A 23,250-nucleotide genomic window follows, 5' to 3' on the forward strand; every position below is an offset into this window, starting at 1 on the left:
AGGAGACTTTCAGCCTTAATTGAACGGCATTGTGAGTACGGCGAGCCTTACAGCTTGTCGCTTGCACCTTGCGGCTTATAGCTGCTTTATGGAATTTCCTGCTATAAACGCACTCCGATAACCATCTGCCAAGCCCGTCCTGGTGCCTTTGGGGGTTATCTTGGAAAAAATTGCCTGTCTTTTCAGTTGCTGCGCCCTCAAGTCGGCCTTAGACTGCCGCCCCTCGTAAATTGAGTGCCGGGTGGCGCTTGGAATGGAAGGCGCCTTTCCGAGACCTGCAAGGGTCGGCCGGAACGCTCCCTTTTTAGCCTTAATGCACGTATTTTTTATAGAGAAATCAATGACAAAGGAAAAGTTGCTGGCCATGCCGGCGGATGACTACATGAATGCCGAACAGCACGCTTTTTTCGAGAAGTTGCTGCAAGACATGAAAGTGGAACACCACGAGCGCATTGAGCAGAACCGCATCGCCATCGAAAGCCTGGATACCCCGGCTGACCCGGCTGACGCGGCTTCGGTTGAAGAAGAGCGCACCTGGCTGGTCAATGCCATCGACCGCGACCAGCGCATGCTGCCGCAACTGGAACAAGCCTTGGGTCGTATCAGTGATGACTCCTTCGGCTGGTGCGACGACAGTGGCGAGCCGATCGGCCTCAAGCGCCTGTTGATCAGCCCGACCACCAAGTACTGCATCGAAGCCCAAGAGCGCCACGAGCAAATCGACAAGCATCAGCGCCAAGCCTGATCGGTTGAATCCCTATAGGAGCGAGCGCGCTCGCTCCTAGTGTCATCCCCGTCTATTGATCGGCTGCACGCCCTACCACTAAAGGACCATGGATAATGGCCTTGTAGTGGCGTTTAATGCAGGCACAATAATGACAAACAGTGGGGTGACAAGCATGGCTGGCGACGGATCTCTATTGGGCGCCGCGGCGGCGCCGCAAACGCTGCCCCCCGTGCATGGCTGGCTCACACCGCTCTTGCAGAGTGTCGCCTTGGTGCTGCTGATGCTGGGCCTGGCCTTTGCCAACCTATCGATTTATGCAGTCCTGCCGGTAGCGTTGCTGCTGATCTGGCTTCCCCGCCTGAAAAGACACGCACCTGCCGCCAAGCCGCTGGTGCCCGACGATGCCATTGGCACGTTGACCCGCGATCTGTCCTACACCACCAGCCATAATGCGTTGTCAGCGGCGGGCGTGGCCTTTTCGGTCAAGCAATTGGCGACGCGGCTGCAGTCGCAGTTGGGCGCTGCGCAGCAAATTGTCAGCAGCGCGCAAGTGATGATCGGCACCGAGCAGGTCACCGCCGAGCGCAGTCGGCAGGCCCTGGATGCCGCGGCTCAAGCCCATCAACGCAGCACTGAAGGGCGCACGGTGCTGGGTGAATCCATCACACGCATGCATCAACTCAGTCAACGTGCCAATGACAGCCGCCAGTTGATCGAGGCTTTGAGCCAGCGCAGCGAAGAAATCCAGCGCGTCACCCTGGTGATTCAGTCGATCGCCAGCCAAACCAACCTGTTGGCCTTGAACGCCGCGATTGAAGCGGCCCGGGCCGGCGAGCACGGGCGCGGGTTTGCGGTAGTGGCTGACGAAGTACGGGGCTTGGCCGGACGCACGGCCACCGCGACGGATGAAGTCGGGGTCATGGTCGCCGATATCCAGCAGCGCACGGCCCAGGTGGTCGAGCAAATCCGCCAATTGTCGGCGGATTTGCACGCCGGTGTAGAGCAGGTGGAGCACGCCGGGGAGCAATTGGAAAGCATCGCTGAGCTGGCGGCTGATGTCGAAGGCCAGGTCAGCGAGATTGCCCAAGGCACCGATACCAACCGTGCCCAGCTCGACAGCCTGTTCCAGGCGGTGGAGCAGATGCGCAGTGATTTGACGATCAGCGACCAGCAAACCCGGCAGTTGGCCCAGGCCGCGGTGCAAATGGAGGGACAGGCCGAAACCATCAGCGAACGCCTGGCTGAAGTCGGCCTCGATGAGTATCACCAGCGTGTTTACGATCTGGCCCGTGAAGGAGCCAGCCAGATTGCCGCGCAGTTCGAGGCCGATGTGCGGCAAAACCGCATCAGCCTCGACGACTTGTTCAACCGCAACTACACACCGATTCCCGACACCCACCCCGCCAAGTTTCACAGCCGTTTCGACGCTTATACCGATCAGGTGTTGCCGGGCATCCAGGAAGCCTTGCTGCCGCGCCATGAAGGCCTGGTTTTTGCCATTGCCTGTACGCCGCAGGGGTATGTGCCGACCCACAACAAAGCCTTTTCCCAGGCGCTGACTGGGGATGCCCAGGTTGACGCGGTGAACAACCGAACCAAGCGCAAGTTTGAAGACCGCACCGGCATTCGCTGTGGCAGCCATCAGCAAGCGGTCCTGCTCCAGACCTATACCCGCGACACCGGCGAACTGATGCACGACCTGTCAGTACCGATCATGGTCAGCGGCCGGCATTGGGGCGGATTGCGCCTGGGGTATAAGCCTCAAGCGGCGAAGAGCACGGACTAAAGGCTGTCTGGCGGGCCAGGCAGCCGACTGACTCAGGGTTTGGGGGAGTCGTGCAGCAGTGCGTTGAGGTCATCGACCACCGGCGCCCATTCGGCATCGACCCGCATCTGTTCTTTCAGGAAGTTCGCCTGTTGCTCGCTCCAGAAGGGTGCCTCGATCAGTTTTACGCCATCCGGCAGGCGATGCTCGGCGGTAAACCGTTCGATACCTTCCTGGGTGGAATCCAGGCCCAGTTGATCGAACAGGGTTTCAAGCGTCGGGGTGGTGGTGTCCATAGCGTTCTCCATACGAGTGGATGACTGATGTGCTTGGGAGACCTATGGCGCGGCGGAGTTCAACTCAATCGTTGCGGTTTGATCGTCAGGAAGCCAGCGCCCCGGCGTCCACCGCGGCCTTGAGTGCGCTGGCGGCTTCTTTTGCCGCGATCGAGGCGGCCTCCACGGTTTTGAACCAACGATCTTTTTCTACCTGATGCAGGGTGACTGTGGTCAGTGGCGGCTTGGCGCGCATCACGATGACTGCTTGGAATTCACCGTCTACTTCCCGGGCCTCGCCATGGATGAAAAACTCGCCTATATCAAATTCCGTCACGTCTGGCCTTCCCTTGGAGATGATTGCGCTGATGAAGCCGCTCCGGTGAGGGGGCAAACTTCATTGGATGGGCCAGTATGGCAGTTGTTGCGTTTGGCGGGGCGCAGTAACGTGATCAAGGTGACGAAAAGTCCTGCTGACAGGGCTCAGTCGACTGGACGATACATAATGGCTTCCAATTCTCTGGCCAGGGCGCAGGCCTGATTGTGACCACTGCGAAAGCCTTTGATCCGGCCGCTGGGGATTTCCAGGATATGAAAAAAATCTCTGCCCACCGGAACAACTCGATATAAGACCGAATCCAGGCACCTGCTGTTGATATCCACGCTGTAGAATACAACGTCAGCCACCGGTGATGAGAGGATGTGGCAAGGTGCGGGTCGGCGTTGAAATTTTTGCATGTTCAGCTCCTGTCGGTCTGTCTTGCTGATCCGCTTGCAGTATTACGGGTGGTTTTGACCCGTGTTGCTGTTTTAATATTGTCGTCAGTCTCCGACACCCGGTTCCACCCAAGGTGTTTTCTGCATGTTTTGGCTGTCGGAAAATACGTTTTCAACGGGGTTATTCTCTGAAGTGGCGTGTCCAGTATTCTCTGGCCGTTAAACCTGTGATTTCCTGCAACGCGTGACGATCTTCACAAAGTCCGTCAGGCACGTCTGTTTGAGTCTTGCGACGCTGCCGGGGCGACCTTTTTCAGTGTGTTTGGTGTTTCGTGCCGTAGTGGCTTTATTCGTGCTGCCTGCCTGGGCGGGCAGCGCCTTTTCAGATGTGGGGGCGTTTCCTTGGCAGTCAGTAATCTGGATATGCACGCATTGTTCGTGCTGGGTGATTTGCGCGCAAAGTTGGTCAAACAGTTTCAATCGCGTTTTGTTTACATCACTGAACAAACGCCTGAAGGCATCTACATTGCCGAAATCGATACCGAAACAGCGCTGGTGGTCGATGACAAACCTCGACTGGAACTCAAGGTGGGCGATCATTTTCGCGCGGCGGTATTACCCAGTCGCGAAGGCGGCAAGTTCGAACTCAAGTTTCGCGACATCAAGTTGACCGTCTACGGCTTGGGCGACTACGCCTTTGTTTCCTCGGCGCAAGGTGAGGGGATTGTGTTCAAGGAGGGTCACAGTGTCATGCTGGTCTTCGCGGCCAGCGAACAACTGCAGGAAGGCCTGAGCAAAACCCTGAAAGCCGTGACCGGCAAGGCTGCCAAATGGCGCAAGGGCGAGTTGGTAACGTTCAAGGCCAGTGAGTAATGAGTGAAAGCCGGGCGCAATTTCACCAGCGGAATTTGCCGCAAGCCCAGGCCAAGGCCGCCGAACTACTTGCTCGTAAAGCCGACTTGCAGGGTGCCTGGTTAAGCTGGGTGGCCGCCCAACTGTATGAACTTCGACCCGCCGAATACGCCAGTATGGTGCGTCGGGAGTTGCAGCGCTTGCACAATCGGGCGTAAACAACTGCGTTCTAACAAGTTCTTCGGAACCTCTACTACAGTTGAGTGGACTCAAGTATTCAGAGGCTTTCGCGGTGTGACAGCAAAGCCATCCGCCATGGCTATGCGAACGCGAGGTGAAGGTATGCAAGGAATTCGAGCGCTGTTGTTGGCGTCCCTGACGACCCTGGGACTGGCGGGCGCGCCATTATCGGTATCCGCCGCCCCGGCGCCGATTCATTTTGCCGACCTGAACTGGGAAAGTGGCAGCCTGATCACCGAAGTTCTGCGATTTATCGTCGAGAAGGGCTACGACCTGCCCACCGACACCTTGCCAGGTACCACCATCACCCTTGAGACCGCCCTGGCCAAGAACGATATCCAGGTAATCGGTGAAGAGTGGGCAGGACGCAGCCCGGTGTGGGTCAAGGCCGAGGCTGAAGGCAAGGTGGTTGGCCTGGGTGATACGGTCAAGGGCGCTACCGAGGGTTGGTGGGTGCCTGAGTACGTAGTCAAGGGCGACCCGGCCAGGGGCATCGAGCCGCTGGCGCCCGAGTTGCGCAGTGTGCACGACCTGGAGCGCTACAAGGAGGTGTTCAAGGACCCGGAAGCACCGACCAAGGGGCGGTTCCTCAACAGTCCCATTGGCTGGACCTCGGAAGTGGTCAACAAGCAGAAGCTCAAGGCCTATGGCCTGGAAGACAGCTATGTGAATTTTCGCAGCGGCTCAGGCGCGGCGCTGGATGCCGAAATTGCCTCATCGATCCGTCGTGGCAAGCCCATCCTGTTTTACTACTGGTCGCCCACGCCGTTGATGGGACGCTTCAAACTGATCCAGCTGGAAGAGCCGCCGTTTGACGCCGAGGCCTGGAAAACCCTGACCGACGCCGATCACCCCAACCCGAAACCGACGCGCTCCCTGGCCTCGAAACTGAGCATTGGCGTGTCCACGCCGTTCCAGCAGCAATATCCGCAGATCAGCGAGTTCTTTGCCAAAGTCGATTTTCCGATTGAACCGCTGAATCAGGCGTTGGCCACGATGAGCGAAAAGCACACCCCACCTCGTGAAGTGGCGCGGGCGTTTCTCAAGGAGCATCCGCAGGTGTGGAAGGCTTGGTTGAGCGAAGATGTGGCGCAGAAGGTCGAGGCCAGCCTGAAACAGCCCGATTGAATGGGCGACGATGAGTTGACGAGGACTGCTGCGCAGTCCAATGGGGGCTATGCCCCAATACCGTTCAGTTATTAGAAAGTCGCCTGCCCACCACTCTCCTGTGGCGAGGGGGCTTGTCCCCCGTTTGGGCTGCGCAGCAGCCCCAATAAAGAGGAATGCGGCGTATCAGGCGCTCCTCGGCGGCTGGTTTGAGGGCTGCTGCGCAGCTCAAGCGGGGGACAAGCCCCCTTGCCACAGAAGATGGCTCGCTGCCGACGAAGTGCCTGCAGAAAATTCCACAGGGACTATTCTGTCTGGGACTTTTTAACGGGTGTCCTGCCATGAGCTTTGTTATTGCGAGGTGGATTGTCGGCGTCTTTACGTTTATCAGCATGGTGCATGTGTATTGGGCCGCGGGGGGCAAGTGGGGCAGCACGGCGGTGATCCCGCAACTGCCCGGAGAGTTCGCCCGTGGGCCGCGCCCGGCGTTCAAGCCGTCAGCGCTGGCCAGCTTCCTGGTGGCTATGGGGTTGGTGCTGATCGCGCTGTTGGTGTGTTTGCGCGCGGGGCTGTATTTCGACCCCGTTGGCCATCAAGCCTTGCAATGGGGCATCAGCGCGATTGCCTTGATTATGTTTGCGCGGGCGATTGGTGATTCGGAACTGGTGGGCTTTTTCAAGAAAGTCAGTGGGTCGCGGTTTGCCAGGCTTGATACGTTCTTCTATTCGCCGTTGTGCCTGGTATTGGGGGCAGGGCTGCTGGTGGTCGCTTGGGCGTAGGGGGCGGGCTTGAGCCACACCCCCTTAGCACAGACCTCAACCTTCGCCTTCGGTCCTGCGGCTGCTGACCTCCGCCGGCACGTCATCCCCCGCCATGCGCTTGCGGAATAATGCCGTGCGCGCCAGCAGCAGCGTCGTCACCGGTACGGTGATCGACAGCAGGATCGGAATCAGCCAGCCATGCAGTACCGGCCCGGACTTGAGTGCCGAGAAGTAGATAATCGACGCCAGCGCCACGCACCACGCACCCAGGGTCGACGCCAGTGCAGGTGGATGCATGCGCAGGAAAAAGTCCTTCAGCCGTAACAAGCCTATCGCGCCAATCAGCGCAAACAGACTGCTGAGTACCAGCAGGATTGCCACCAGGATCTCTACCCACAGCGGCAGGTCACTGACATTGATCATTCGATCACCTCACCACGCAGCAGGAATTTCGCCAGGGCGAACGAGCCGACAAAACCGAACAGCGCGATCAGCAGCGCCGCTTCAAAGTAAGTGTCACTGGCGTAGCGAATACCCAGCACCAGCATCATCAGCATCGCCAGGATGTACAGATAGTCCAGCGCCAGTACCCGGTCCTGGGCCGATGGGCCCTTGAACAGGCGCACCAGGGTCAGGATCATCGCCAGGGAAAACCCAAACAGGCTGATCAGGATCGCGTTGGAGAGCAGGGCACTCATTCGAAGATCTCCATCAAGGGCCGTTCGTAGGTACGCTTGAAGTGTTCGATAAACTGCACTTCGTCATCCAGGTCAAATACGTGCAACAACAGGATGCTGCGGTCCAGCGCCAATTCCGACCAGATGGTGCCGGGGATCACCGTGGTGATCGTCGAGAGCGCCGCCAGGCCGTTGGCGTCCCGCAGATCCAGGGGGATCTTGATGAATCTGCCGCGCGGTGGGCGCGAACCGCAGATCAGTACGCCCCAGGCGACTTGCAGGTTGGACACGATCACGTCGCGGCCTACCAGGAAAAACAGGCGGATGATCACCCCGGGGCGGCGGATACGGATCGGCAACGGTCGCAGTGGCGCCATCATCAGCGGCGCCACAAACCCCAGGATCACACCGAGTAGCAGGTTTCCGGGGCTGAGGGACAGGTTCAAGAGCAGCCACAGTCCCGCCAAGGCCAGTGACAGCCACGGGGCCGGGAACAAGCGCTTCATGGTTGTACCTCCAGCGCGGTGGCCTTGGCTTCGGGGCTCGGCACCGGACGGGTGGCCATGACGGCCATCACGTAGTGCTCGGGATTGTCGAGAGTAATGGCGGTGTCCTGGGTAAACTGCATCAGCGCCTCGGCCTTGAAGGTCAGGCCGACGGCCAGGCCGAGCAAGATAAAGATCGGCACGCACTCGAAGCGTCGCAGCAGCGGCGAGGGACGCTCCTCCGGGGTCCAGAAGCGCTGGATGCCGAGCCGCGCAAACGCGATCAACGAGGCCAGTCCGGAGAGAATCAACAGCGCCACCAGCCCCCAGGCGGCGGGGCGGATTGGCGCATCGACGGAATTGCCCAACCCCATCGGATTGATCAGGGCGCTGAGCAGGCCGAGTTTGCCGATAAACCCGGATAGCGGCGGCATGCCGATAATCAGCAGCGCACAGGCAATGAAGCTCAGGCCCAGGAACGCCACGGTCCAGGGAATCACCTGACCGACCACGGCTTTTTGCTCATCGTCCAGGTTGGTGCCCTTGGGTGGGTGCAAGGACTCCACCGTCTTGGCCAACGCTTCGATTTCCTCCTCCAACGGCTGTTCGTTGGCCGAGCGCGAGCGTTCGATCAATTCGGCCAGCAGAAAAAGAGCGCTCAACGCCAGGGTGGAACTGACCAGATAAAACAGCGCCCCGGCGATCAGGCTTGGCTGGGCAAACCCCACCGCGGCCAGCAGGATGCCGGCCGACACCAGGATGCTCAGGCTGGCCATGCGCTCCAGGCGTTGGGCGGCGAGCATCGCCAGGGCCGCGCAGATGATGGTCGCCATGCCGCCGTAGATCAGCCAGTCACCCCCGAAGTACGCCGAGGCGCCCGCCTGGCCAGAGAACAGCAAGGTCGATAAGCGCAACACGGTGTATACGCCGACCTTGGTCATGATGGCGAACATCGCCGCCACGGGCGCGCTGGCCGAGGAATAGGCCGGCGCCAACCAGAAGTTCAGTGGCCACATCCCGGCCTTGGCCAGGAATGCCGTGGCGAGAATCGCCGCGCCCGCGTGCAACAGGCCGCGATCGGCTTCCGACACCAATGGGATCTTCAGCGCCAGGTCAGCGAAATTCAGCGTGCCGGTCACGCCATAGATCAGCGCCGCGCCAATCAGGAACAGAGACGAGGCCAGCAGGTTGATGGAAATGTAGTGCAGCCCCGAGGACACCCGTGCTCGCCCGGACCCATGCAGCATCAGGCCGTAGGACGCCGCCAGCAGCACCTCGAAGAACACGAACAGGTTGAACAGGTCGGCGGTGAGAAATGCGCCATAGAGCCCCATCAACTGGATCTGGAACAGCGCATGGAAGCTGCTGCCCGCGCGGTCCCAGCGGGCCATGGCAAACAGCAGCGCGCTGACTCCGATGATCCCGGTCAGCACCAGCATCAATGCCGACAGTTGATCCACCACCAATACGATACCGAATGGCACCTGCCAGTTGCCGGGCAGATAGACGCCGATGGAGCCAGGGCCACCTTGTTGTGTCCAGTACAGCATCAGCACCGCGATACCCAGGCCGATGATGCTCGAGATCAGGTTGATCCGGGCCTTGAGCGGACGGTGTTTTTCGCTGAGCATCAGCATCAGCGCGGCTGTCAGCAACGGCAGCAGGATCGGCGCGATGATCAGTTGGTTCATCCAGCTCATTCCTTGGGCTCCCGGCCGTCCACATGGTCAGTGCCGGTCAGGCCCCGGGACGCCAGCAACACCACCAGGAACAGTGCGGTCATGGCGAAGCTGATCACAATGGCCGTCAGCACCAGCGCCTGGGGCAGGGGATCGGTGTAGTGGAGCAAGTCCTGCGGCACGCCATCCTTGATGATCGGCTCCTTGCCGATAAACAGGCTGCCCATGCTGAAAATGAACAGATTGACGCCATAGGACAGCAGGCACAGGCCCATTACCACCTGGAAGGTCCGTGGCCGCAGTACCAGCCATACCCCGGAGGCCGCCAGGACCCCGATGGCGATTGCGATGACTTCTTCCATCAGGCAGCTCCTTCTGGCGTGGCAACGACTTTCGTCTGGCTGCCGGGTTTATGCGCACGTACCGATTGGTGACCCAGCGCGGTGAGGATCAGCAGGGTCGAACCGACCACCATGGCGTACACGCCGACATCGAAGAGCAATGCGCTGGCGATATGCAGGTCGCCCAGCACCGGCAAGGTGAGATGCAGGGTGTGTGTGGTGAGGAAGGGATAGCCGAAGAACAAGGCGCCCAATCCGGTCAACGTCGCCGCCAGCAGGCCGAAACCCATCCAGCGCATCGGTCGCAGACTCATCTGGGCTTCGACCCATTGGGTGCCGGCGACCATGTATTGCAGGATAAACGCCACCGACATCACCAGGCCGGCGACAAAACCACCGCCCGGCTGGTTGTGGCCACGCATGAACAGATAGAACGAGACCACCAGGGCAATCGGCAGCAACAGGCGCACCAGTACAGCCGGTACCATCATGAAGCCCAGGGCGGTGTCGCTGGCCTGACGCGGGTTGACCAGGTCGGTTGCCACGTCCGGCGCCAAAAGCCGCTGTTGCGTGGGCAGTTGCATACTCTCCTTCGGTGGGCGGAAACGGCGCAGCAGCGCGTAGACGGTCAACGCCACGGCGCCCAGCACGGTGATTTCGCCCAAGGTGTCAAAGCTACGGAAGTCCACCAGCATCACATTCACCACATTGCTGCCACCGCCTTCAGGCAGGGCGCGGCTGAGGTAGAACGAGGAGATGTCGTTGGGCGTCTGGCGCGTCAGCATCGCGTAGGACAACAGCGCCATGCCGCCGCCGACGGCGGTGGACAGCAGAAAGTCGCGCACGCGACGGATGCGTGCCTTGCGCAGGGTGTTGGGCAAGGGCGCGACCTCTTCGATCCGTCGGGGCAGCCAGCGCAGGCCCAGCAGGATCAGCACCGTGGTCACCACCTCGACCGCCAGTTGCGTCAGCGCCAGATCCGGCGCGGAGAACCAGACAAAGGTCACACAGGTCATCAGGCCGCAGACACTGACCATGGTCAGGGCCGCCAGGCGGTGATACTTGGCTTGCCAGGCGGCGCCCAGGGCGCAGGCAATTGCCAGCAGCCACAAGGTGACAAATACGATAGAGCCGGGAATTTTCGGCCGCTCGCCCCAGGTCAGACCACCGTTCAGCATCGGGATCATCCCGGCGATCACGGCGACCAGCACCAGCAGGAACAATTGAGCCTGCAAGCGCTTGGTGCTGACGCGCTTTTCGATCCTGCGCGCCCCGCGCATCATTACCACAAGGCTGCGCTCGAACATGCGCTTGCCATTGAAGTAGCTGATGATCGGCGGGTATTTGAAACGCCCGCGCTTGAGTTGCTTGCGCAGCAGCAGGTAAAGCACCACGCCGCCGGACATGGCCACCATGCTCATGATCATGGGTGCGTTCCAGCCGTGCCAGATCGCCAGGCTGTACGCGGGCAGCACGCCGCCGACGACGGGCAGCGCGGCAGCCGCGAGAATCGAACCCACCACCTGGGCCGGGAAAATCCCTACCAGCAGGCAGGTGAACACCAGCAGTTCCACCGGTGCGCGCATCCAGCGTGGGGGTTCGTGCGGGGTGTGCGGTAGGTCCTTGGCGGCCGGGCCGAAGAACACGTCCACGGTGAAACGCAGGGCGTAGGCCACGCTGAAAGTACCCGCGATCGTCGCGACCACCGGCAAGGCGATTTCCACCCACTGGGTCGAGGAGATAAACACCGTTTCGGCGAAAAACATTTCCTTGGACAGGAAGCCATTGAGCAACGGCACCCCGGCCATGGACGCGCTGGCGACCATGGCGAGGGTCGCGGTAAACGGAATCAACCGCACCAGGCCACTGAGCTTGCGGATATCCCGCGTGCCGCTTTCGTGATCGATGATGCCGGCGGCCATGAACAGCGAGGCCTTGAAGGTGGCATGGTTGAGGATATGAAACACCGCCGCGACTGCGGCCAGCGGACTGTTGAGTCCCAATAGCAGGGTAATCAGGCCGAGGTGGCTGATGGTGGAGTAGGCCAGCAGGCCCTTGAGATCGTTCTGGAACATTGCGCAATACGCGCCGAGCAACAGGGTCAGGGCGCCGGCGCCGCCGACAATCCAGAACCATTCTTCACTGCCCGACAGCGAGGGCCACAGGCGGGCCAGCAAAAACACGCCGGCCTTCACCATCGTTGCTGAGTGCAAATAGGCCGAGACCGGCGTTGGCGCGGCCATGGCATGGGGGAGCCAGAAGTGGAAGGGGAACTGGGCGCTTTTGCTCAAGGCGCCGATCAGAATCAATGTCAGCAGGGCGGGGTACAGGGAGTGGGCACGGATCTGGTCACCGGCTGCGAGCACCTGATCCAGATCATAACTGCCGACGACATGGCCGAGCAGCATCACCCCCGCGAGCAGGCACAGGCCGCCCGCGCCGGTCACCATCAACGCCATATACGCGCCACGGCGCGCATCGGAACGGTGGTGCCAATAGCCGATCAACAGGAACGAGAACAGGCTGGTCAGTTCCCAGAAAAACACGATCTGGATCAAGTTGCCGGAAATCACCAGGCCCAGCATGGCCCCCATGAACGCCAGGAAAAACGCGAAGAAACGCGGCACCGGGTCGTCCGGCGACATGTAATAGCGGGCATACAGCGACACCAGGCTGCCAATGCCCAGGACCAGCATCGAGAACAGCCAGGCAAAGCCATCCATGCGCAGCACGAAGTTCAAGCCCAGGCTGGGTAACCAGAAGAACTCTTCGCGAATCACGCCACCGTGGGCGATCTGCGGGTAGAGCAGGGCGACTTGCACTGTTCCGACCAAAGCCACGAGGCCGGCCAGCAAAGATTCGGTGTTACGTGCGTTGTGCGGCAGCAAGGCCGCCAGACAGCTGCCGATAAAAGGCAGAAGCAGTAGAACTATCAGAGACATAGGCTTCTAATCTGCAGTGATTTGGGATGCATCATACGTGCCGGATTGATGATCACCAAACGGCAACCTGTGGCAGGATCCTACAAAGTAAGTCGAAGATTCGCATATGAGACTGTAGAGACGAGGCGTTCCCCTTGCACCTGCACGAGGAATTAGGCGTCAGCCCTGACGCTCTTGTTCCAATTTGTTTTCCAGCGAGACGGCTTTCTGCCCACGGGTCTTGATCTCACTGACAATCACCGCCAGCACAATCAGCGCCGCTCCGAGCATGGCAAAGGGTGGGAATCGCTCGCCGGCAATGCGTCCGATGACCCCGGCCCACACCGGCTCACCGGCATAGATCAGGGTCGCGCGGGTAGGGGAGACGCTTTTCTGAGCCCAGTTCATCGCCAGTTGAATCACCGCACTGCTCATCCCGAGCCCCACGGCGGTGAACAGCAGCAACCAGGAAAACCCCGGCAGCGCCTCGCCCATGGGCACCACCATCAGGAACGACAACAGTGACGCCGTGCTCAGTTGCACCAGGGTCACACGGCGGATATCCACGTGTCCGGCGTACGCGCTGATCAGAATTATCTCGGCGGCAATCGCAATCGCGCCGATCAATGTGGCGATTTCGCCAGGGCTGAAATTCAACGATGCCCCGGCGGGTCCGGTCAGCAACATCAGGCCGGCGAACGCCAGCATGATGCCGATGCTCGGCATCAAGCCCGGACGCCGCCCCAGCACCACCCACTGCAACAGCGGTACGAAAGGCACGTAGAGCGCGGTAATAAATGCCGACTGGCTGCTGAGAATTGTCTGCAGGCCAATCGTCTGCAAGCCATAGCCAAACATGATTGCCGTGCCGATAAAGCAGCCGGCCTTCAGTTCGAGCAGGGTCAGGTTGCGCAACGTGCGTAGGGAAAACAGGCCTACCACCAACGCCGCCGCCGCAAACCGCAGGCCGACAAAAAACATCGGTCCGCTGACGGTCATGGCGTGTTGCACCAGAATAAAGGTGCCGCCCCATATCATGGTGATCAGCACCAGCACGCATTCGGCCTTGCTGAAGCGTAAGAAAAACGAGGTGTTCGAGGTCGTCATGGCGGCTCTGGTCTTGCACGGGGAAGGCGCGGAACGCACAATGCGTCGCAGCTGGGCAGTATACTGCGCAAACCCACCGAGTGAGCAATATAGTGCACAAAGAAAATCCGCACCGGGCTTCCGTCTTGCAGCATGTCAGTCAAAACGTTCGCCGCTTGCGCCACGCCGCCGGGTTGAGCCAGACCGCACTGTCTGAAACGTCTGGCGTCAGCCGGCGGATGTTGGTGGCGATCGAGGCGGGCGAAAAGAATGTCAGCCTGTCGACCCTTGATCGTGTGGCCGAAGCCCTGGACGTGGCTTTCAGTGACTTGATCCAGGCCCCGGACATCCTCGACCATAGTCGCATCAACGAGTTGGCATGGGCCGGCGAGATTGCCGGGAGCAAGGCCGTCTTGCTGGCCAAGGCCACCGCTCGGCGCGAAGTCGAGTTATGGGAGTGGCGATTGGAGCCCGGCGACCGCTATTGCCCGGACCCCGACCCGGAAAGTTGGAGCGTGCAGTTGTTTGTCTTCGAAGGCTGCCTGACGCTGGTGGTGGGGGAGGCTGAAACCATAGTCGGTAGCGGCGAGTTCTTCATGTTCGCCAGCCACCTGCCCCACGTCTATCGCAACGAGGGCGATGTGGCCGTACGCTTTGTGCGCAATGTGGTGATCTAGATCCAGACATCGTTGCGCATGGTCCGCTCTCCGCCTTGATCGCCGGTGTTCAGCACCCCGCAAGGCTCCACCAGCAACAACCGGACTGGCGTTTCGGCGTAGGGTTTGTGCTCCACCCCTTTGGGCACCACGAACATCTCGCCTTCGTTAAGCGTCACGGCACCGTCACGAAAATCAATGCGCAGCGTGCCACCCAGGACGATAAACGTTTCATCGGAATCGGCGTGGCTGTGCCAGATAAAGTCGCCCTCGATCTTTACCACCTTGAATTGGTAGTCGTTCATCTGGGCGATGACCTTGGGTGTCCACTGTTCGCTGAACAGCGCGTACTTCTGCGCGAAGTTGATAGCGGTGTAGCGTGAGGAAATGGTTTCTTCAGGCATTGCAGGCACTCACAGGTTCATAGGTCGAAGCCTGACGTTAAGCGCAACCTGGCGGCGGGTATTGCATGATCGTGCAGCGCGCGGGTCGAGCGGCCTGGTGACGCGCGCCTGCAATACAGCCTTGGCGCCTACACTGCTTGAGTGACGCGATGGCGCGTCAAACCTGTGTAGACGCTCGGGCAAAGACCTAGCGGCTTAGAAAGGCCAGCAAATCTTCGTTCAGGGCCTGGGTGTGAGTCGCGGCAAACCCGTGAGGTGCATCCTTGTAGACCTTGAGTTCGGCGCCTTTGATCATCGCGGCGGCGGCCTTGCCGGTAGTCTCGAATGGCACGATCTGATCGCCGTCACCGTGGATCACCAAGGTCGGCACGTCGATTTTGCCCATGTCCGGCCGGAAGTCGGTTTGCGAGAACGCGGTCACGCAGTCCATCGTGGATTTGAGTGAGGCCAGCAAGGCAATTTGCAAGGTTTGGCTCAGTACGCCCTCGGAGACATGCTGGCCTTTGTCGAGGCCAAAGAACGCTGGATTGAAGTCGGCGATAAATTGCGCGCGATCTTTCAGCAGGCCGGCCTTGATGCCATCGAAGACCTCGGCCGGCACACCTTGCGGGTAGTCCGGTTTCTGTCCGAACAGCGGGGTTACGGCGCCCAGCAGTACCAGGCCGGCAACACGTGCGCTGCCATGGCGCGCGATGTAGCGGGCGACATCGCCACCGCCCATGGAGAACCCCACCAGGGTCACCTCAGTGAGGTCCAGATGGTCGATCAGTTGGGCAATATCGTCAGCGAAGGTGTCGTAGTCGTTACCGGTCCATGGCTGATCGGAACGTCCGAATCCGCGGCGGTCGAAGGCAATGGTACGGTAGCCGCGGCTGCTCAGGTACTCCATCTGGTATTCCCACATATCGGCATCCAGTGGCCAGCCGTGGCTGAACAGCACGGGCTTGCCGCTGCCCCAGTCCTTGTAATAGATCGCGGTACCGTCTTGGGTGGTGAATGTGCTCATGGCGACTCCTTGGATAGGCGGACAGAAAAGCCGAAGGGCACTATCACCACTAACCGTGAACAGAGCTTGTACGGATGTGCTCGGTTGAGCCGTGGCGCTTACAAGCGTCAATGTCTACCCAGCAAACATTTTCAGCCGCAGATTCAGACGCAGGCCGGGATGGGCGTTTTCTGCCCACACTTGGCCGCCTTGCAAGTGCACGATGCTGCGCGCGATTGACAGGCCGAGACCGTAACCGTCGCCGCCAGGTCGTGCGAGGTTGAGCCGGGTGAACGGCAGGAAGATCTGTTCCAGTTGCTCGGCTGCGATCCCCGGCCCCTGGTCTTCAATGCGCAGGTGCCAGTATTCGCCGTCGCGGGAGCCGGACAAGCGCACCACACCGTCTTCCGGTGAATGACGGATCGCATTGCGCAGGATATTTTCCAGGGCCTGGGCCAGGCCATTGAGGTTGCCCAGCACACGGCAATCGGCCGGCAATTGGCAGGGCAGGCGCTCGGGCGACCAGCCACTTTCAAAGCATGCGTCTTCGCGCAACAGGTCCCACAAGGATTCCATTTCCACCGCTTCAACCGGCAGCGTCGGGCGTTCGGTGTCCAGCCACACCAGTTCCAGGGTGCTGCCGATCAGCCGTTCCATGCCTTGCACTTCGCGCTCCAGGCGTTGACGCAAGGCCACCGCGTCAGGCTCGCGTTCGCCGGCTACCCGCAGCCGGCTCAAGGGCGTGCGCAGTTCATGGGACACGTCGCGCAGCAAGCGGCGTTGCAGCGCCACGGTGCTTTCCAGGCGTTCGGCCATATGGTCGAAGGCGCGGCCCAACTCACCCAATTCGTCACCGCGCCGGGTCACGCCGGGGCCCACTCGCGAGGCCAGGTCGCCCGCGCTCAAGGCGTTGGCCTGGCGCCGCAGGATCACCAGCGGCGAGATCAGCACCCGGTACAGCAGCGCGCCAAATAACAGGGCCAGGAGCGCTGGCAATACCTGCTGCAGCAAAAGGTTCCACAGCCCCAGGTGTCGGCGGGGATCGAGGTGCAACGGCAGCTCCATCACCAGGCGCGACCTGTTGTCGCTGAACGGCACATACAGGGTGGGTCGGCTATCGGGTCGTCCCAGCCATCCAGTGATCTCGCGCACGAAATCCAGCTTGAGTCGCGCGGCCTCACTCAATGGCACGGAAGACAATGAGGCGTGCCGTTCGTTGACCACCACCGCCCAGACCTGCTGGCGTTCGCGCAACAACTGCAGGAACTCATCGACACCCGCGGCGCCGCGTTCGCGCCAGGCGGCCTCAGCCTGGTGCGCGTAATCCAGCAGGATTTGCCGGGACGGCGCCGGCAAGTACGCCGTGGCGTGATAAAGACGCTGGCTCAGGTCCACTTGCAGGCTGACCACCAGCAGGCAAAACACCGCCAGTACGCCCGTCAGTTTCCACAATAACGAGTGCCGATTGGGCAGTTTCATGGCGCCAGCCGCGTCAATATGTAGCCGGTGCTCCTGACCGTCTCCACACGTCCGGCGGTGTAGCCGATGGCGTGCAACTTGCGCCGAATACGGCTGACATGCATGTCCAGGCTGCGATCATGCCGTGCATAGGCTCGGTGCATGACTTGCTGATACAGGAAGGCCTTGCTCAACACTTCGTCGACATGCGCCACCAGGGTTTCCAATACCCGATATTCGGTGGTGGTCAGGGCGGCCCATTCACCGTCCAGGCTGACATCGGCCCGTTGCTGGTCAAATGCCAGTTGTGGATCCGCATGGCTGGCGGTGTCTGGCGTTGCATGTTCGTAGGCCACGCGACGCAGGATGGCATCGATGCGCACATCCATTTCCAGCATGCTGAACGGCTTGGGCAGGTAATCATCGGCGCCCTGGCTGAAGCCGGTGATGCGATCCTGCTCGGCACCCAGCGCCGACATGAGAATGACTGGCACGCGTTGATGGCGACGCAGTTGTGCCAGCACTTCCAGGCCGCTGCCGCCGGGCAGCATGATGTCCATGAGAATCAGGTCGAAGGTGTGGCGGTGAACCAGGTCAGCGATTTCGCCAGCATGCTGGCGCACGGTGACCTCGAAACCCCGCTGGCCGAGGTGGCTGTGCAAATGGGCGGCGAGCACCGGATCATCCTCGACAGCCAGAATGCGTCGTGGAGCGGCAGAGGAGTGGAGGGCGTACATGGGAATTTCCTGCGAATGCGAATGTTTCCAAGTTGCGCATTCTGGCAAAAGTCCCGGCATATTCCTATTGTTTGCGGTTTATTGCCCTACGTCATGGCCGCTGCGGCTTGACTGAATTCCCGAACGTATTGCCCATCCGCACGCTGGTCGCCGCCGGGGTCGACAGTCCGATCTGGTGTGGCGCTCGCTTGTGGATCTCGATGTTCTGCGCTTCACGGTTCTTCTGCGTGGCCTTTTCCCCCTGCGGGTTATTGCCCATTTGCTGGCTCAGACAGGCATAGTCCGGCGCCTTGTAGCCGCCGACATTGGCTTCGACACAGCCGGCAGGCGCCTCCTCGGCGTGCACCACCAATGGTAAGCCCAAACATATAAAAAGAATCGCAAAGCGTTTCATCAGGCCTCCTGGCGGGCCCGAAGGGAGGGCCGGTATGGGCTTCAAGTCTAGCCCAGCGGAAGTGGCGGGAGCGTGATGTTTTTTTTGCTATTACCGTAACATCAGGTTCATAAATTGGCCTCAGGATGACGGTTTTCGCAGGACACGTCAGCCGTGCGGCAATGCAAAGCAGGGGTCGAGGAGTGGGCCTGGAGGCGCACGCGCTGCTGCCTCGGCTTGCTGCTGGCCTGGATGGTGTCGGACCTGTTATGGGCAGCCTCCGCGGCGCAAACCGAGGAGCGGCCGATCCTCAGGCTGGATCTACCCGCGCAGAATCTCGCGCCGGCACTGGAAGCCTTCAGCCGTGCAACCGGCATGGCGGTGTTGGTTGACCGGGAATTGACCCGAGGCCGACGTTCGTTCGGGGTACACGGGCGCTACAGCGCCCAACAAGCCTTGAGCCTGTTACTCACAGGGAGTGGCCTGATGGCGCGTTATGCACGCAGCGATGCGTTCACCTTGCAGGTGCCTGAGGTCAGCCGACCGGTTGCCAATCGCGGGCTGACAGCCCGGGGCGCGGCGCGTATCAATCGCAGCTACGCGATGGCCTTGCAGCAAGCCATTGAATCAAGTCTGTGTGGTTCGCCGCTGACCCGCCCCGGCAGTTTTCGCGCGCTGGTGCAGGTCTGGATCAACCGCGACGGAGTGATCGAATACAGCCGCCTGGTCAGTTCCACCGGCGATGGACGGCGCGATGAGGCGCTGATACGCAGTCTGGGCGCTACCCGGGTGGGGCGCCCGGCACCCAGTTCGCTACGTTCGCCGTTCACCTTGCTTTTAATCCGCGATACCACAGGAAAAACCATGGAATGTACAGCGCGGAAAGGAGCTTCCGGGGCATGAAAAACAGCGGGTACAGTCCGATGGTCAGCTTGTTCCTGGCTTCCTACGAGGACTTCAAGGTGCGTCTGCGCAAGCGTCTGGGCTCCGAGGACCTGGCCAACGACGTGTTGCACGAAACCTATCTGCGGGTCGACCGCATGGACATCCCGCCGAACCTGCAACAACCCAATGCCTACCTGTATCGCATAGCCCTGAACATCGCCGCCGACCGGCGCCAGGCCGATGCCCGGCTATTGACCGGCAGCGAAATCGAAGAGCTGCTGCAAACCGGCGACGAAGCCCAGGACCCGTCCCGTGTGGTCGGCGGTCAGAAAGACATCCAATCCTTGCTCAAAGCCCTCTACGAATTGCCGGCGCGGCGCCGCAAGATCCTCATCGCCGCACGCCTGGAAGAGGCGCCGCACCTGGAAATCAGCCAACGATTCGGCATCTCCACGCGCATGGTCGAGAAGGAAATCAAGGCCGCCCTGGGACACTGTGCCTTGCGCCTGGAAAGAAAAGTCATCCAGCGGTTCGGTCCCGGGGCCGGAAAACCGTCTTAGTGATGAGTCCCTGATAATCCGTGAGTACCCGTGCGCTTGAACATTTTTAGCTTGCCCACCGCCCCGGACACCCCCGACAGCCAATTGCGCAGCGAAGCGCGCAACTGGCTGGTGCTGCTGACTTCCGGCCAGGCCACAGTGGCCGATGCCAAGGCCTTGCGCCATTGGTGTGCGCAGAGCCCAGAACATGCCCAGGCGTTCGACCAGGCCAAGGCACTCTGGCACCAGCTGGCACCGGCGGCCGAGCAAATGCGCGCACCGCGGCATTTTGGCCGACGAGCCTTACTGGGTGGGGCGATCGCGGCCTCGGCGGCGTTGTTCGTCGTGCAGTTTTCGCTGCCCGGAGGCGTTGCCGGGCTAGGCGCCGATTACCACACTGAAGTCGGAGAACAGCGTCGGGTCGAGCTGCGGGACGGGATCCGCCTGGAGCTCAATACCCAGACCCGGATCAGCCGGAGCGAGCAGGGAATCGAATTGCTCGAAGGGGAGGTCGAAGTGCTGGCCCGCACCGCTCAACCCCTCACGGTTCAGGCGGGTGCCGGCTGGTTAAGCGCGACCCAGGCGCGTTTCAATGTGCGCAATACCGATCACAGCGTGTGTGTGACATGCATTGAAGGATGGCTAGCGGTCGAGGTCGGCGGGCGGAGCGTGCGCCTGGACAGTGGTCGCCAACTGACCTATGACGCCGCGGGGCTGGGAACGCCGATGGCGGTCGACACCCAAGCGGTCATTGCCTGGCGTGATCAGGTGCTGGTGTTCAATAATGCGCCCCTCGAGACGGTGATTGACGAAATCAACCGCTATCGGCCGGGGATGTTGGTATTGCTTAACCGTGAACTGGGCAAGCGGCGGGTCCAGGCGCGGTTCAGCCTGCAGCAGTTGGCGGGCGTGGCGCTGTTGATCCGTGACGCCTATGGCGCCAAATGCACCGAGCTACCGGGCGGGGTGGTGTTGCTCAGCTAGTCGCGTCAGGCTTGACCTCAGTCCAGCGGCCCCAGCACCTGCCGATAGCGCTCGATGCCCTGGGGCGTCTGGCGCACCAGGGTGATCTCCATCCCTGACGGGTTCTCCTGGCGATTGCCACTCAACTGCCGCCAGCCTTTGTGTTTGTCCCAAACCCGGACTTGCAGATCGCTGACCTGGGCAAGCACTGCGACCCCGTTGTTGGGCGCTGGCAGCGGATAGCGATCCCGCGCCGGCGCAGCGGCGCGGTATAAGGTGGTGCCCTTGAGCCACCAGCGCACGCGTTGCAGGCCATCGCCGGGGATCGGCGCGCTACGGATCAGTTCCAGGCCAAAGCCCTTGCTGTCTGAGCTGCGCACCGTGACGGCGGCCAGCGCGTCGGGCGGTGGCGGCTGATCCTCTCTAGGCGGTGGCGTCAGTTCAACCCCCGCCCGCAGGCTGACGTCCAGTTGCAACTGGTTGAGCGCGCGCAGCAGCGTTTCGGTCTGTTCGGTGCTGGCCTGCAAATGGGCATCGGCACGCGTGACGCTGTCCAGGCCGCGCCAGGCGATCAGACTGACGACCGCCATCAGCATGATTGCGACCATCACTTCGATCAGGGTAAAGCCTTGCTGTGAGCTGTTCATGGTCGACTCACGACCCGCAGCACGCCGGCTGCATCGCGTTGCACGCTGAGGCGGTGCTGTCCGTCAGACAGGATCACGCGCAGCGGCGGGTTGATCCATTCGGCATTCAGTCTCAGGGTTTGCCTGGGCTCGATGCTCACTTGCATCGGCGTGTTTTCCCAGGCGCGCGGGTGCAGTTGCGGGTCACCGTTGAAATCATCGACGCCCGCACCGACCTCGCTATTGCGGCTGAAGCCATAACCCTTGGCATCGGCGCGCCAGGTGATCGCACGGCCGTCGGCGCGGGCTTCGGCCTGGGCTATTTGCAGCAGTTGACTCAAGCGGTCGGCGTCCTTGCGCAAAAGGTGCAGCGGGTCCGGCTTGATGCTGAGACTGATGGCCGCGCTGGCGATGCCGATGATCACCAGCACCACCATCAGCTCGATCAAGGTAAAGCCTTGCTGTGGTCGATGGGTCATGCTCGCTCCAGAAAGGCGGGCGGGTGAAATAAAACCGTGAGAATTGCCCTGTAGGCTGTCGGGACGGACAAACAGGAGGTCCCACCCATGGCATTCATCGATCGCTTATCTCCCGCCCACGGCATCCAGGCCCTGGCACTGTTGGCGACGTTGGCCGGCGTTGTCGTGTGGACGCCGTTGTTGCTGACGTCCGCCGAATCCCATACTCCTGCGGTGGCGCCCCAGACACTGGCCCCCCGCAGTGATAACCCGGCCTTGCAGTGGTTTTCCAATGTCCCGGCGGCTGTGCACATCAAGGTGTCTGGCGTATTGGCCGGCGCGCAGGGAGCGGTGGCGATTCTCAGCCTCAACGACGGCCCGCCGCGCAGTTTCTTGCCCGGTGAGCGTCTCAGTCCCGGCGTGCACCTGGCGGCCATCGAGGGCGACGCGGTGGTGATCGAGCGCGGGGGCGAACAGGAACGGGTAAGCCTGGACAAGTTGCCCGACGCACCGGTCTTGCCCATGCTCACTCGACCCTAGCCTGTCTGTCGGGCGCTGGCGGACGCGCGACTAATGTCTCCAGCCGTGCCAAGGGCGGCGCCTCACGGGCGGCGTCCAGCACCCGTACGTTGACCTTGAACAAGCGCCCGTCCGCCGTTGCGTCAATCACTTGCTCACAGCGCAATTTCAGCCGGCCCTGATCGCACTCGAAGGTTCGGCGCCCGGGTTTCAGGCGTTCGTCCAGGCGCAGTTCCGCCAGGCGACTCTGGGCCGCCAGCAACGCCATCGACTTGTCCCGCAACAGGCCGTTGCTCTGGGTCATCAGCCCGGCCACACGCACGGCCGCCGCCATGGCCACCGCGATAATCGCCAGGGCCACCAGCACTTCAATCAGGGTGAAACCTTCGCTTCTGCGACGGCCGCGCATGGTCTACTCAATGCCGGGAAACAGGCCCGCAGACTAGCCTCTGGAGTTGACCGATTGGCTACCGAAGCTCCCGAGGATTTTCAATACGCCTGACATGTAGTCTTGCAACACTGCGCGACGAAAAGCACTCAAGCCAAGGAACGTCGAGATGGATATCGCGCACTTCAAGTCCCTGTCGCGAGGCCCTGCTGGCCAGCGTGGCTTTACCTTGATCGAAATCATGGTGGTGGTGGTCATTCTCGGGATTCTCGCCGCGATGGTCGTGCCCAAGGTGCTCGATCGCCCGGACCAGGCGCGGGCCACCGCCGCCAGACAGGACATCGGCGGGCTGATGCAGGCGCTCAAGCTCTATCGCCTGGACCACGGCAGCTACCCGAACATGACCCAGGGATTGAAGGTACTGGCAGAGCGTCCGGCTGACGCGAAAAACACAAACTGGCGCGCCTACCTCGAACGCCTGCCCAACGACCCTTGGGGCCGTCCTTATCACTACCTCCAACCCGGCGCCAACGGCGAAGTCGATGTGTTCTCCCTGGGCGCCGACGGCGAGCCTGATGGCGACGGCGTCAACGCCGATATCGGCTCCTGGCAGTTGTAAGGCGCGT

At 61.2% G+C, this 23,250-nt stretch carries 30 protein-coding genes; 12 read left to right on the top strand and 18 right to left on the bottom strand.

What is annotated here, in order from left to right:
- The first annotated feature begins 340 nt into the window (after window positions 1-340).
- Together AC6CIA_RS22990 and AC6CIA_RS22995 are read left to right on the top strand one after the other, a co-directional pair.
- Window positions 341-745, top strand: a complete 405-nt coding sequence (locus tag AC6CIA_RS22990; protein WP_339528509.1) for a TraR/DksA family transcriptional regulator — start codon at window positions 341-343, stop codon at window positions 743-745.
- Window positions 746-1,280: 535 nt separating this feature from the next.
- On the top strand, window positions 1,281-2,513 hold the full coding sequence (locus tag AC6CIA_RS22995; protein ID WP_498315548.1) for a methyl-accepting chemotaxis protein: 1,233 nt from the start codon (window positions 1,281-1,283) through the stop codon (window positions 2,511-2,513).
- 32 nt (window positions 2,514-2,545) lie between these two features.
- Here AC6CIA_RS22995 and AC6CIA_RS23000 read toward each other — a convergent pair whose 3' ends face one another.
- From AC6CIA_RS23000 to AC6CIA_RS23010, 3 genes are all read right to left on the bottom strand, one after another.
- Window positions 2,546-2,788 (bottom strand): DUF2789 domain-containing protein, encoded by a 243-nt coding sequence (locus AC6CIA_RS23000; RefSeq protein WP_498315408.1) that lies wholly within the window; start codon window positions 2,786-2,788, stop codon window positions 2,546-2,548.
- Window positions 2,789-2,873: 85 nt separating this feature from the next.
- Entirely contained in the window at window positions 2,874-3,104 is a 231-nt protein-coding gene (locus AC6CIA_RS23005; RefSeq protein WP_498315410.1) for a hypothetical protein, read from the bottom strand.
- 146 nt (window positions 3,105-3,250) lie between these two features.
- Window positions 3,251-3,505: a hypothetical protein gene (locus AC6CIA_RS23010; protein ID WP_498315412.1), complete on the bottom strand. Its 255-nt coding sequence runs from the start codon at window positions 3,503-3,505 to the stop codon at window positions 3,251-3,253.
- A gap of 381 nt (window positions 3,506-3,886) precedes the next feature.
- On the opposite strand from AC6CIA_RS23010, the gene AC6CIA_RS23015 reads away from it, so the two are divergent.
- The 4 genes from AC6CIA_RS23015 (at window position 3,887) to AC6CIA_RS23030 (ending at window position 6,462) form a co-directional block, all read left to right on the top strand.
- Window positions 3,887-4,357: a hypothetical protein gene (locus AC6CIA_RS23015; RefSeq protein ID WP_498315414.1), complete on the top strand. Its 471-nt coding sequence runs from the start codon at window positions 3,887-3,889 to the stop codon at window positions 4,355-4,357.
- Entirely contained in the window at window positions 4,357-4,554 is a 198-nt protein-coding gene (locus AC6CIA_RS23020) for a hypothetical protein (RefSeq protein ID WP_498315416.1), read from the top strand. The genes AC6CIA_RS23015 and AC6CIA_RS23020 overlap by 1 nt, the downstream gene beginning before the upstream one ends.
- Window positions 4,555-4,678: 124 nt before the next feature.
- Window positions 4,679-5,704, top strand: a complete 1,026-nt coding sequence (locus tag AC6CIA_RS23025) for an ABC transporter substrate-binding protein (protein WP_498315418.1) — start codon at window positions 4,679-4,681, stop codon at window positions 5,702-5,704.
- A gap of 320 nt (window positions 5,705-6,024) precedes the next feature.
- Complete coding sequence (locus AC6CIA_RS23030; RefSeq protein WP_498315420.1) at window positions 6,025-6,462, top strand: DUF3995 domain-containing protein; 438 nt, start codon at window positions 6,025-6,027, stop codon at window positions 6,460-6,462.
- Between the two features lie 36 nt (window positions 6,463-6,498).
- On the opposite strand, the gene AC6CIA_RS23035 is transcribed toward AC6CIA_RS23030, so the two are convergent.
- The 7 genes from AC6CIA_RS23035 to AC6CIA_RS23065 form a co-directional block, all read right to left on the bottom strand.
- Window positions 6,499-6,867 carry a Na+/H+ antiporter subunit G gene (locus tag AC6CIA_RS23035; protein WP_498315421.1) on the bottom strand — a complete coding sequence of 123 codons (369 nt, stop codon included), beginning with the start codon at window positions 6,865-6,867 and terminating at the stop codon, window positions 6,499-6,501.
- Window positions 6,864-7,142, bottom strand: coding sequence for a K+/H+ antiporter subunit F (locus AC6CIA_RS23040; protein ID WP_339532913.1), 279 nt, complete (start codon window positions 7,140-7,142; stop codon window positions 6,864-6,866). Before AC6CIA_RS23040 ends, AC6CIA_RS23035 begins: the two co-directional genes overlap by 4 nt.
- On the bottom strand, window positions 7,139-7,627 hold the full coding sequence (locus tag AC6CIA_RS23045) for a Na+/H+ antiporter subunit E (RefSeq protein WP_498315423.1): 489 nt from the start codon (window positions 7,625-7,627) through the stop codon (window positions 7,139-7,141). Before AC6CIA_RS23045 ends, AC6CIA_RS23040 begins: the two co-directional genes overlap by 4 nt.
- Window positions 7,624-9,306 carry a monovalent cation/H+ antiporter subunit D gene (locus tag AC6CIA_RS23050; protein WP_498315425.1) on the bottom strand — a complete coding sequence of 561 codons (1,683 nt, stop codon included), beginning with the start codon at window positions 9,304-9,306 and terminating at the stop codon, window positions 7,624-7,626. Before AC6CIA_RS23050 ends, AC6CIA_RS23045 begins: the two co-directional genes overlap by 4 nt.
- Window positions 9,303-9,647, bottom strand: coding sequence for a Na+/H+ antiporter subunit C (locus AC6CIA_RS23055; RefSeq protein ID WP_003202835.1), 345 nt, complete (start codon window positions 9,645-9,647; stop codon window positions 9,303-9,305). Before AC6CIA_RS23055 ends, AC6CIA_RS23050 begins: the two co-directional genes overlap by 4 nt.
- Window positions 9,647-12,568, bottom strand: coding sequence for a monovalent cation/H+ antiporter subunit A (locus AC6CIA_RS23060; protein WP_498315427.1), 2,922 nt, complete (start codon window positions 12,566-12,568; stop codon window positions 9,647-9,649). The genes AC6CIA_RS23055 and AC6CIA_RS23060 overlap by 1 nt, the downstream gene beginning before the upstream one ends.
- A 159-nt stretch (window positions 12,569-12,727) precedes the next feature.
- Window positions 12,728-13,654 carry a DMT family transporter gene (locus AC6CIA_RS23065; protein WP_339532917.1) on the bottom strand — a complete coding sequence of 309 codons (927 nt, stop codon included), beginning with the start codon at window positions 13,652-13,654 and terminating at the stop codon, window positions 12,728-12,730.
- Window positions 13,655-13,746: 92 nt separating this feature from the next.
- On the opposite strand from AC6CIA_RS23065, the gene AC6CIA_RS23070 reads away from it, so the two are divergent.
- Window positions 13,747-14,310, top strand: coding sequence for a helix-turn-helix domain-containing protein (locus AC6CIA_RS23070; RefSeq protein ID WP_498315429.1), 564 nt, complete (start codon window positions 13,747-13,749; stop codon window positions 14,308-14,310).
- Here AC6CIA_RS23070 and AC6CIA_RS23075 read toward each other — a convergent pair.
- From AC6CIA_RS23075 to AC6CIA_RS23095, 5 genes are all read right to left on the bottom strand, one after another.
- Window positions 14,307-14,693 (bottom strand): cupin domain-containing protein, encoded by a 387-nt coding sequence (locus tag AC6CIA_RS23075; protein ID WP_498315431.1) that lies wholly within the window; start codon window positions 14,691-14,693, stop codon window positions 14,307-14,309. The two genes, AC6CIA_RS23070 and AC6CIA_RS23075, sit on opposite strands and share 4 nt — an antisense overlap.
- Before the next feature lie 187 nt (window positions 14,694-14,880).
- Window positions 14,881-15,699, bottom strand: coding sequence for an alpha/beta fold hydrolase (locus AC6CIA_RS23080; RefSeq protein ID WP_498315433.1), 819 nt, complete (start codon window positions 15,697-15,699; stop codon window positions 14,881-14,883).
- 114 nt (window positions 15,700-15,813) lie between these two features.
- Window positions 15,814-17,157: a sensor histidine kinase gene (locus tag AC6CIA_RS23085; RefSeq protein WP_498315435.1), complete on the bottom strand. Its 1,344-nt coding sequence runs from the start codon at window positions 17,155-17,157 to the stop codon at window positions 15,814-15,816.
- Window positions 17,154-17,873, bottom strand: coding sequence for a response regulator transcription factor (locus AC6CIA_RS23090; RefSeq protein WP_498315437.1), 720 nt, complete (start codon window positions 17,871-17,873; stop codon window positions 17,154-17,156). Before AC6CIA_RS23090 ends, AC6CIA_RS23085 begins: the two co-directional genes overlap by 4 nt.
- A 91-nt stretch (window positions 17,874-17,964) precedes the next feature.
- Window positions 17,965-18,267, bottom strand: a complete 303-nt coding sequence (locus AC6CIA_RS23095) for a hypothetical protein (protein ID WP_498315439.1) — start codon at window positions 18,265-18,267, stop codon at window positions 17,965-17,967.
- 231 nt (window positions 18,268-18,498) lie between these two features.
- Here AC6CIA_RS23095 and AC6CIA_RS23100 point away from each other — a divergent pair, with 231 nt between their 5' ends.
- The 3 genes from AC6CIA_RS23100 to AC6CIA_RS23110 are packed head-to-tail and all read left to right on the top strand — an operon-like array spanning window position 18,499 to window position 20,654.
- Complete coding sequence (locus AC6CIA_RS23100; RefSeq protein ID WP_498315549.1) at window positions 18,499-19,149, top strand: secretin and TonB N-terminal domain-containing protein; 651 nt, start codon at window positions 18,499-18,501, stop codon at window positions 19,147-19,149.
- Entirely contained in the window at window positions 19,146-19,691 is a 546-nt protein-coding gene (locus AC6CIA_RS23105; protein WP_498315441.1) for a sigma-70 family RNA polymerase sigma factor, read from the top strand. Before AC6CIA_RS23100 ends, AC6CIA_RS23105 begins: the two co-directional genes overlap by 4 nt.
- A 36-nt stretch (window positions 19,692-19,727) precedes the next feature.
- Window positions 19,728-20,654 (top strand): FecR family protein, encoded by a 927-nt coding sequence (locus AC6CIA_RS23110; protein WP_498315443.1) that lies wholly within the window; start codon window positions 19,728-19,730, stop codon window positions 20,652-20,654.
- Between the two features lie 17 nt (window positions 20,655-20,671).
- On the opposite strand, the gene AC6CIA_RS23115 is transcribed toward AC6CIA_RS23110, so the two are convergent.
- A complete protein-coding gene (locus tag AC6CIA_RS23115; protein ID WP_498315445.1) occupies window positions 20,672-21,280 on the bottom strand; it encodes a type II secretion system protein GspJ in 609 nt (202 codons plus the stop codon).
- Entirely contained in the window at window positions 21,277-21,738 is a 462-nt protein-coding gene (locus AC6CIA_RS23120) for a GspH/FimT family pseudopilin (protein WP_498315447.1), read from the bottom strand. The genes AC6CIA_RS23115 and AC6CIA_RS23120 overlap by 4 nt, the downstream gene beginning before the upstream one ends.
- A gap of 87 nt (window positions 21,739-21,825) precedes the next feature.
- On the opposite strand from AC6CIA_RS23120, the gene AC6CIA_RS23125 reads away from it, so the two are divergent.
- On the top strand, window positions 21,826-22,257 hold the full coding sequence (locus AC6CIA_RS23125) for a type II secretion system protein N (RefSeq protein ID WP_498315449.1): 432 nt from the start codon (window positions 21,826-21,828) through the stop codon (window positions 22,255-22,257).
- On the opposite strand, the gene gspI is transcribed toward AC6CIA_RS23125, so the two are convergent.
- Window positions 22,244-22,645, bottom strand: coding sequence for a type II secretion system minor pseudopilin GspI (gspI, locus tag AC6CIA_RS23130; RefSeq protein ID WP_498315451.1), 402 nt, complete (start codon window positions 22,643-22,645; stop codon window positions 22,244-22,246). The two genes, AC6CIA_RS23125 and gspI, sit on opposite strands and share 14 nt — an antisense overlap.
- A gap of 148 nt (window positions 22,646-22,793) precedes the next feature.
- Here gspI and gspG point away from each other — a divergent pair, with 148 nt between their 5' ends.
- Window positions 22,794-23,243: a type II secretion system major pseudopilin GspG gene (gspG, locus tag AC6CIA_RS23135; RefSeq protein WP_498315453.1), complete on the top strand. Its 450-nt coding sequence runs from the start codon at window positions 22,794-22,796 to the stop codon at window positions 23,241-23,243.
- Window positions 23,244-23,250: the final 7 nt, after the last annotated feature.

The organism is Pseudomonas sp. GQ91 (assembly GCF_059758795.1).

Excerpts from the sequence above, each read along its gene's own strand:
- AC6CIA_RS22990 (WP_339528509.1), top strand. The coding sequence starts at position 341 with ATGACAAAGGAAAAGTTGCTGGCCATGCCGGCGGATGACTACATGAAT.
- AC6CIA_RS22995 (WP_498315548.1), top strand. The coding sequence starts at position 1,281 with ATGATCGGCACCGAGCAGGTCACCGCCGAGCGCAGTCGGCAGGCCCTG.
- AC6CIA_RS23000 (WP_498315408.1), bottom strand. The coding sequence starts at position 2,788 with ATGGACACCACCACCCCGACGCTTGAAACCCTGTTCGATCAACTGGGC.
- AC6CIA_RS23010 (WP_498315412.1), bottom strand. The coding sequence starts at position 3,505 with ATGCAAAAATTTCAACGCCGACCCGCACCTTGCCACATCCTCTCATCA.
- AC6CIA_RS23020 (WP_498315416.1), top strand. The coding sequence starts at position 4,357 with ATGAGTGAAAGCCGGGCGCAATTTCACCAGCGGAATTTGCCGCAAGCC.
- AC6CIA_RS23025 (WP_498315418.1), top strand. The coding sequence starts at position 4,679 with ATGCAAGGAATTCGAGCGCTGTTGTTGGCGTCCCTGACGACCCTGGGA.
- AC6CIA_RS23030 (WP_498315420.1), top strand. The coding sequence starts at position 6,025 with ATGAGCTTTGTTATTGCGAGGTGGATTGTCGGCGTCTTTACGTTTATC.
- AC6CIA_RS23035 (WP_498315421.1), bottom strand. The coding sequence starts at position 6,867 with ATGATCAATGTCAGTGACCTGCCGCTGTGGGTAGAGATCCTGGTGGCA.
- AC6CIA_RS23040 (WP_339532913.1), bottom strand. The coding sequence starts at position 7,142 with ATGAGTGCCCTGCTCTCCAACGCGATCCTGATCAGCCTGTTTGGGTTT.
- AC6CIA_RS23045 (WP_498315423.1), bottom strand. The coding sequence starts at position 7,627 with ATGAAGCGCTTGTTCCCGGCCCCGTGGCTGTCACTGGCCTTGGCGGGA.
- AC6CIA_RS23050 (WP_498315425.1), bottom strand. The coding sequence starts at position 9,306 with ATGAGCTGGATGAACCAACTGATCATCGCGCCGATCCTGCTGCCGTTG.
- AC6CIA_RS23055 (WP_003202835.1), bottom strand. The coding sequence starts at position 9,647 with ATGGAAGAAGTCATCGCAATCGCCATCGGGGTCCTGGCGGCCTCCGGG.
- AC6CIA_RS23060 (WP_498315427.1), bottom strand. The coding sequence starts at position 12,568 with ATGTCTCTGATAGTTCTACTGCTTCTGCCTTTTATCGGCAGCTGTCTG.
- AC6CIA_RS23065 (WP_339532917.1), bottom strand. The coding sequence starts at position 13,654 with ATGACGACCTCGAACACCTCGTTTTTCTTACGCTTCAGCAAGGCCGAA.
- AC6CIA_RS23075 (WP_498315431.1), bottom strand. The coding sequence starts at position 14,693 with ATGCCTGAAGAAACCATTTCCTCACGCTACACCGCTATCAACTTCGCG.
- AC6CIA_RS23080 (WP_498315433.1), bottom strand. The coding sequence starts at position 15,699 with ATGAGCACATTCACCACCCAAGACGGTACCGCGATCTATTACAAGGAC.
- AC6CIA_RS23085 (WP_498315435.1), bottom strand. The coding sequence starts at position 17,157 with ATGAAACTGCCCAATCGGCACTCGTTATTGTGGAAACTGACGGGCGTA.
- AC6CIA_RS23090 (WP_498315437.1), bottom strand. The coding sequence starts at position 17,873 with ATGTACGCCCTCCACTCCTCTGCCGCTCCACGACGCATTCTGGCTGTC.
- AC6CIA_RS23095 (WP_498315439.1), bottom strand. The coding sequence starts at position 18,267 with ATGAAACGCTTTGCGATTCTTTTTATATGTTTGGGCTTACCATTGGTG.
- AC6CIA_RS23100 (WP_498315549.1), top strand. The coding sequence starts at position 18,499 with ATGGTGTCGGACCTGTTATGGGCAGCCTCCGCGGCGCAAACCGAGGAG.
- AC6CIA_RS23105 (WP_498315441.1), top strand. The coding sequence starts at position 19,146 with ATGAAAAACAGCGGGTACAGTCCGATGGTCAGCTTGTTCCTGGCTTCC.
- AC6CIA_RS23115 (WP_498315445.1), bottom strand. The coding sequence starts at position 21,280 with ATGAACAGCTCACAGCAAGGCTTTACCCTGATCGAAGTGATGGTCGCA.
- AC6CIA_RS23120 (WP_498315447.1), bottom strand. The coding sequence starts at position 21,738 with ATGACCCATCGACCACAGCAAGGCTTTACCTTGATCGAGCTGATGGTG.
- AC6CIA_RS23125 (WP_498315449.1), top strand. The coding sequence starts at position 21,826 with ATGGCATTCATCGATCGCTTATCTCCCGCCCACGGCATCCAGGCCCTG.
- gspI (WP_498315451.1), bottom strand. The coding sequence starts at position 22,645 with ATGCGCGGCCGTCGCAGAAGCGAAGGTTTCACCCTGATTGAAGTGCTG.
- gspG (WP_498315453.1), top strand. The coding sequence starts at position 22,794 with ATGGATATCGCGCACTTCAAGTCCCTGTCGCGAGGCCCTGCTGGCCAG.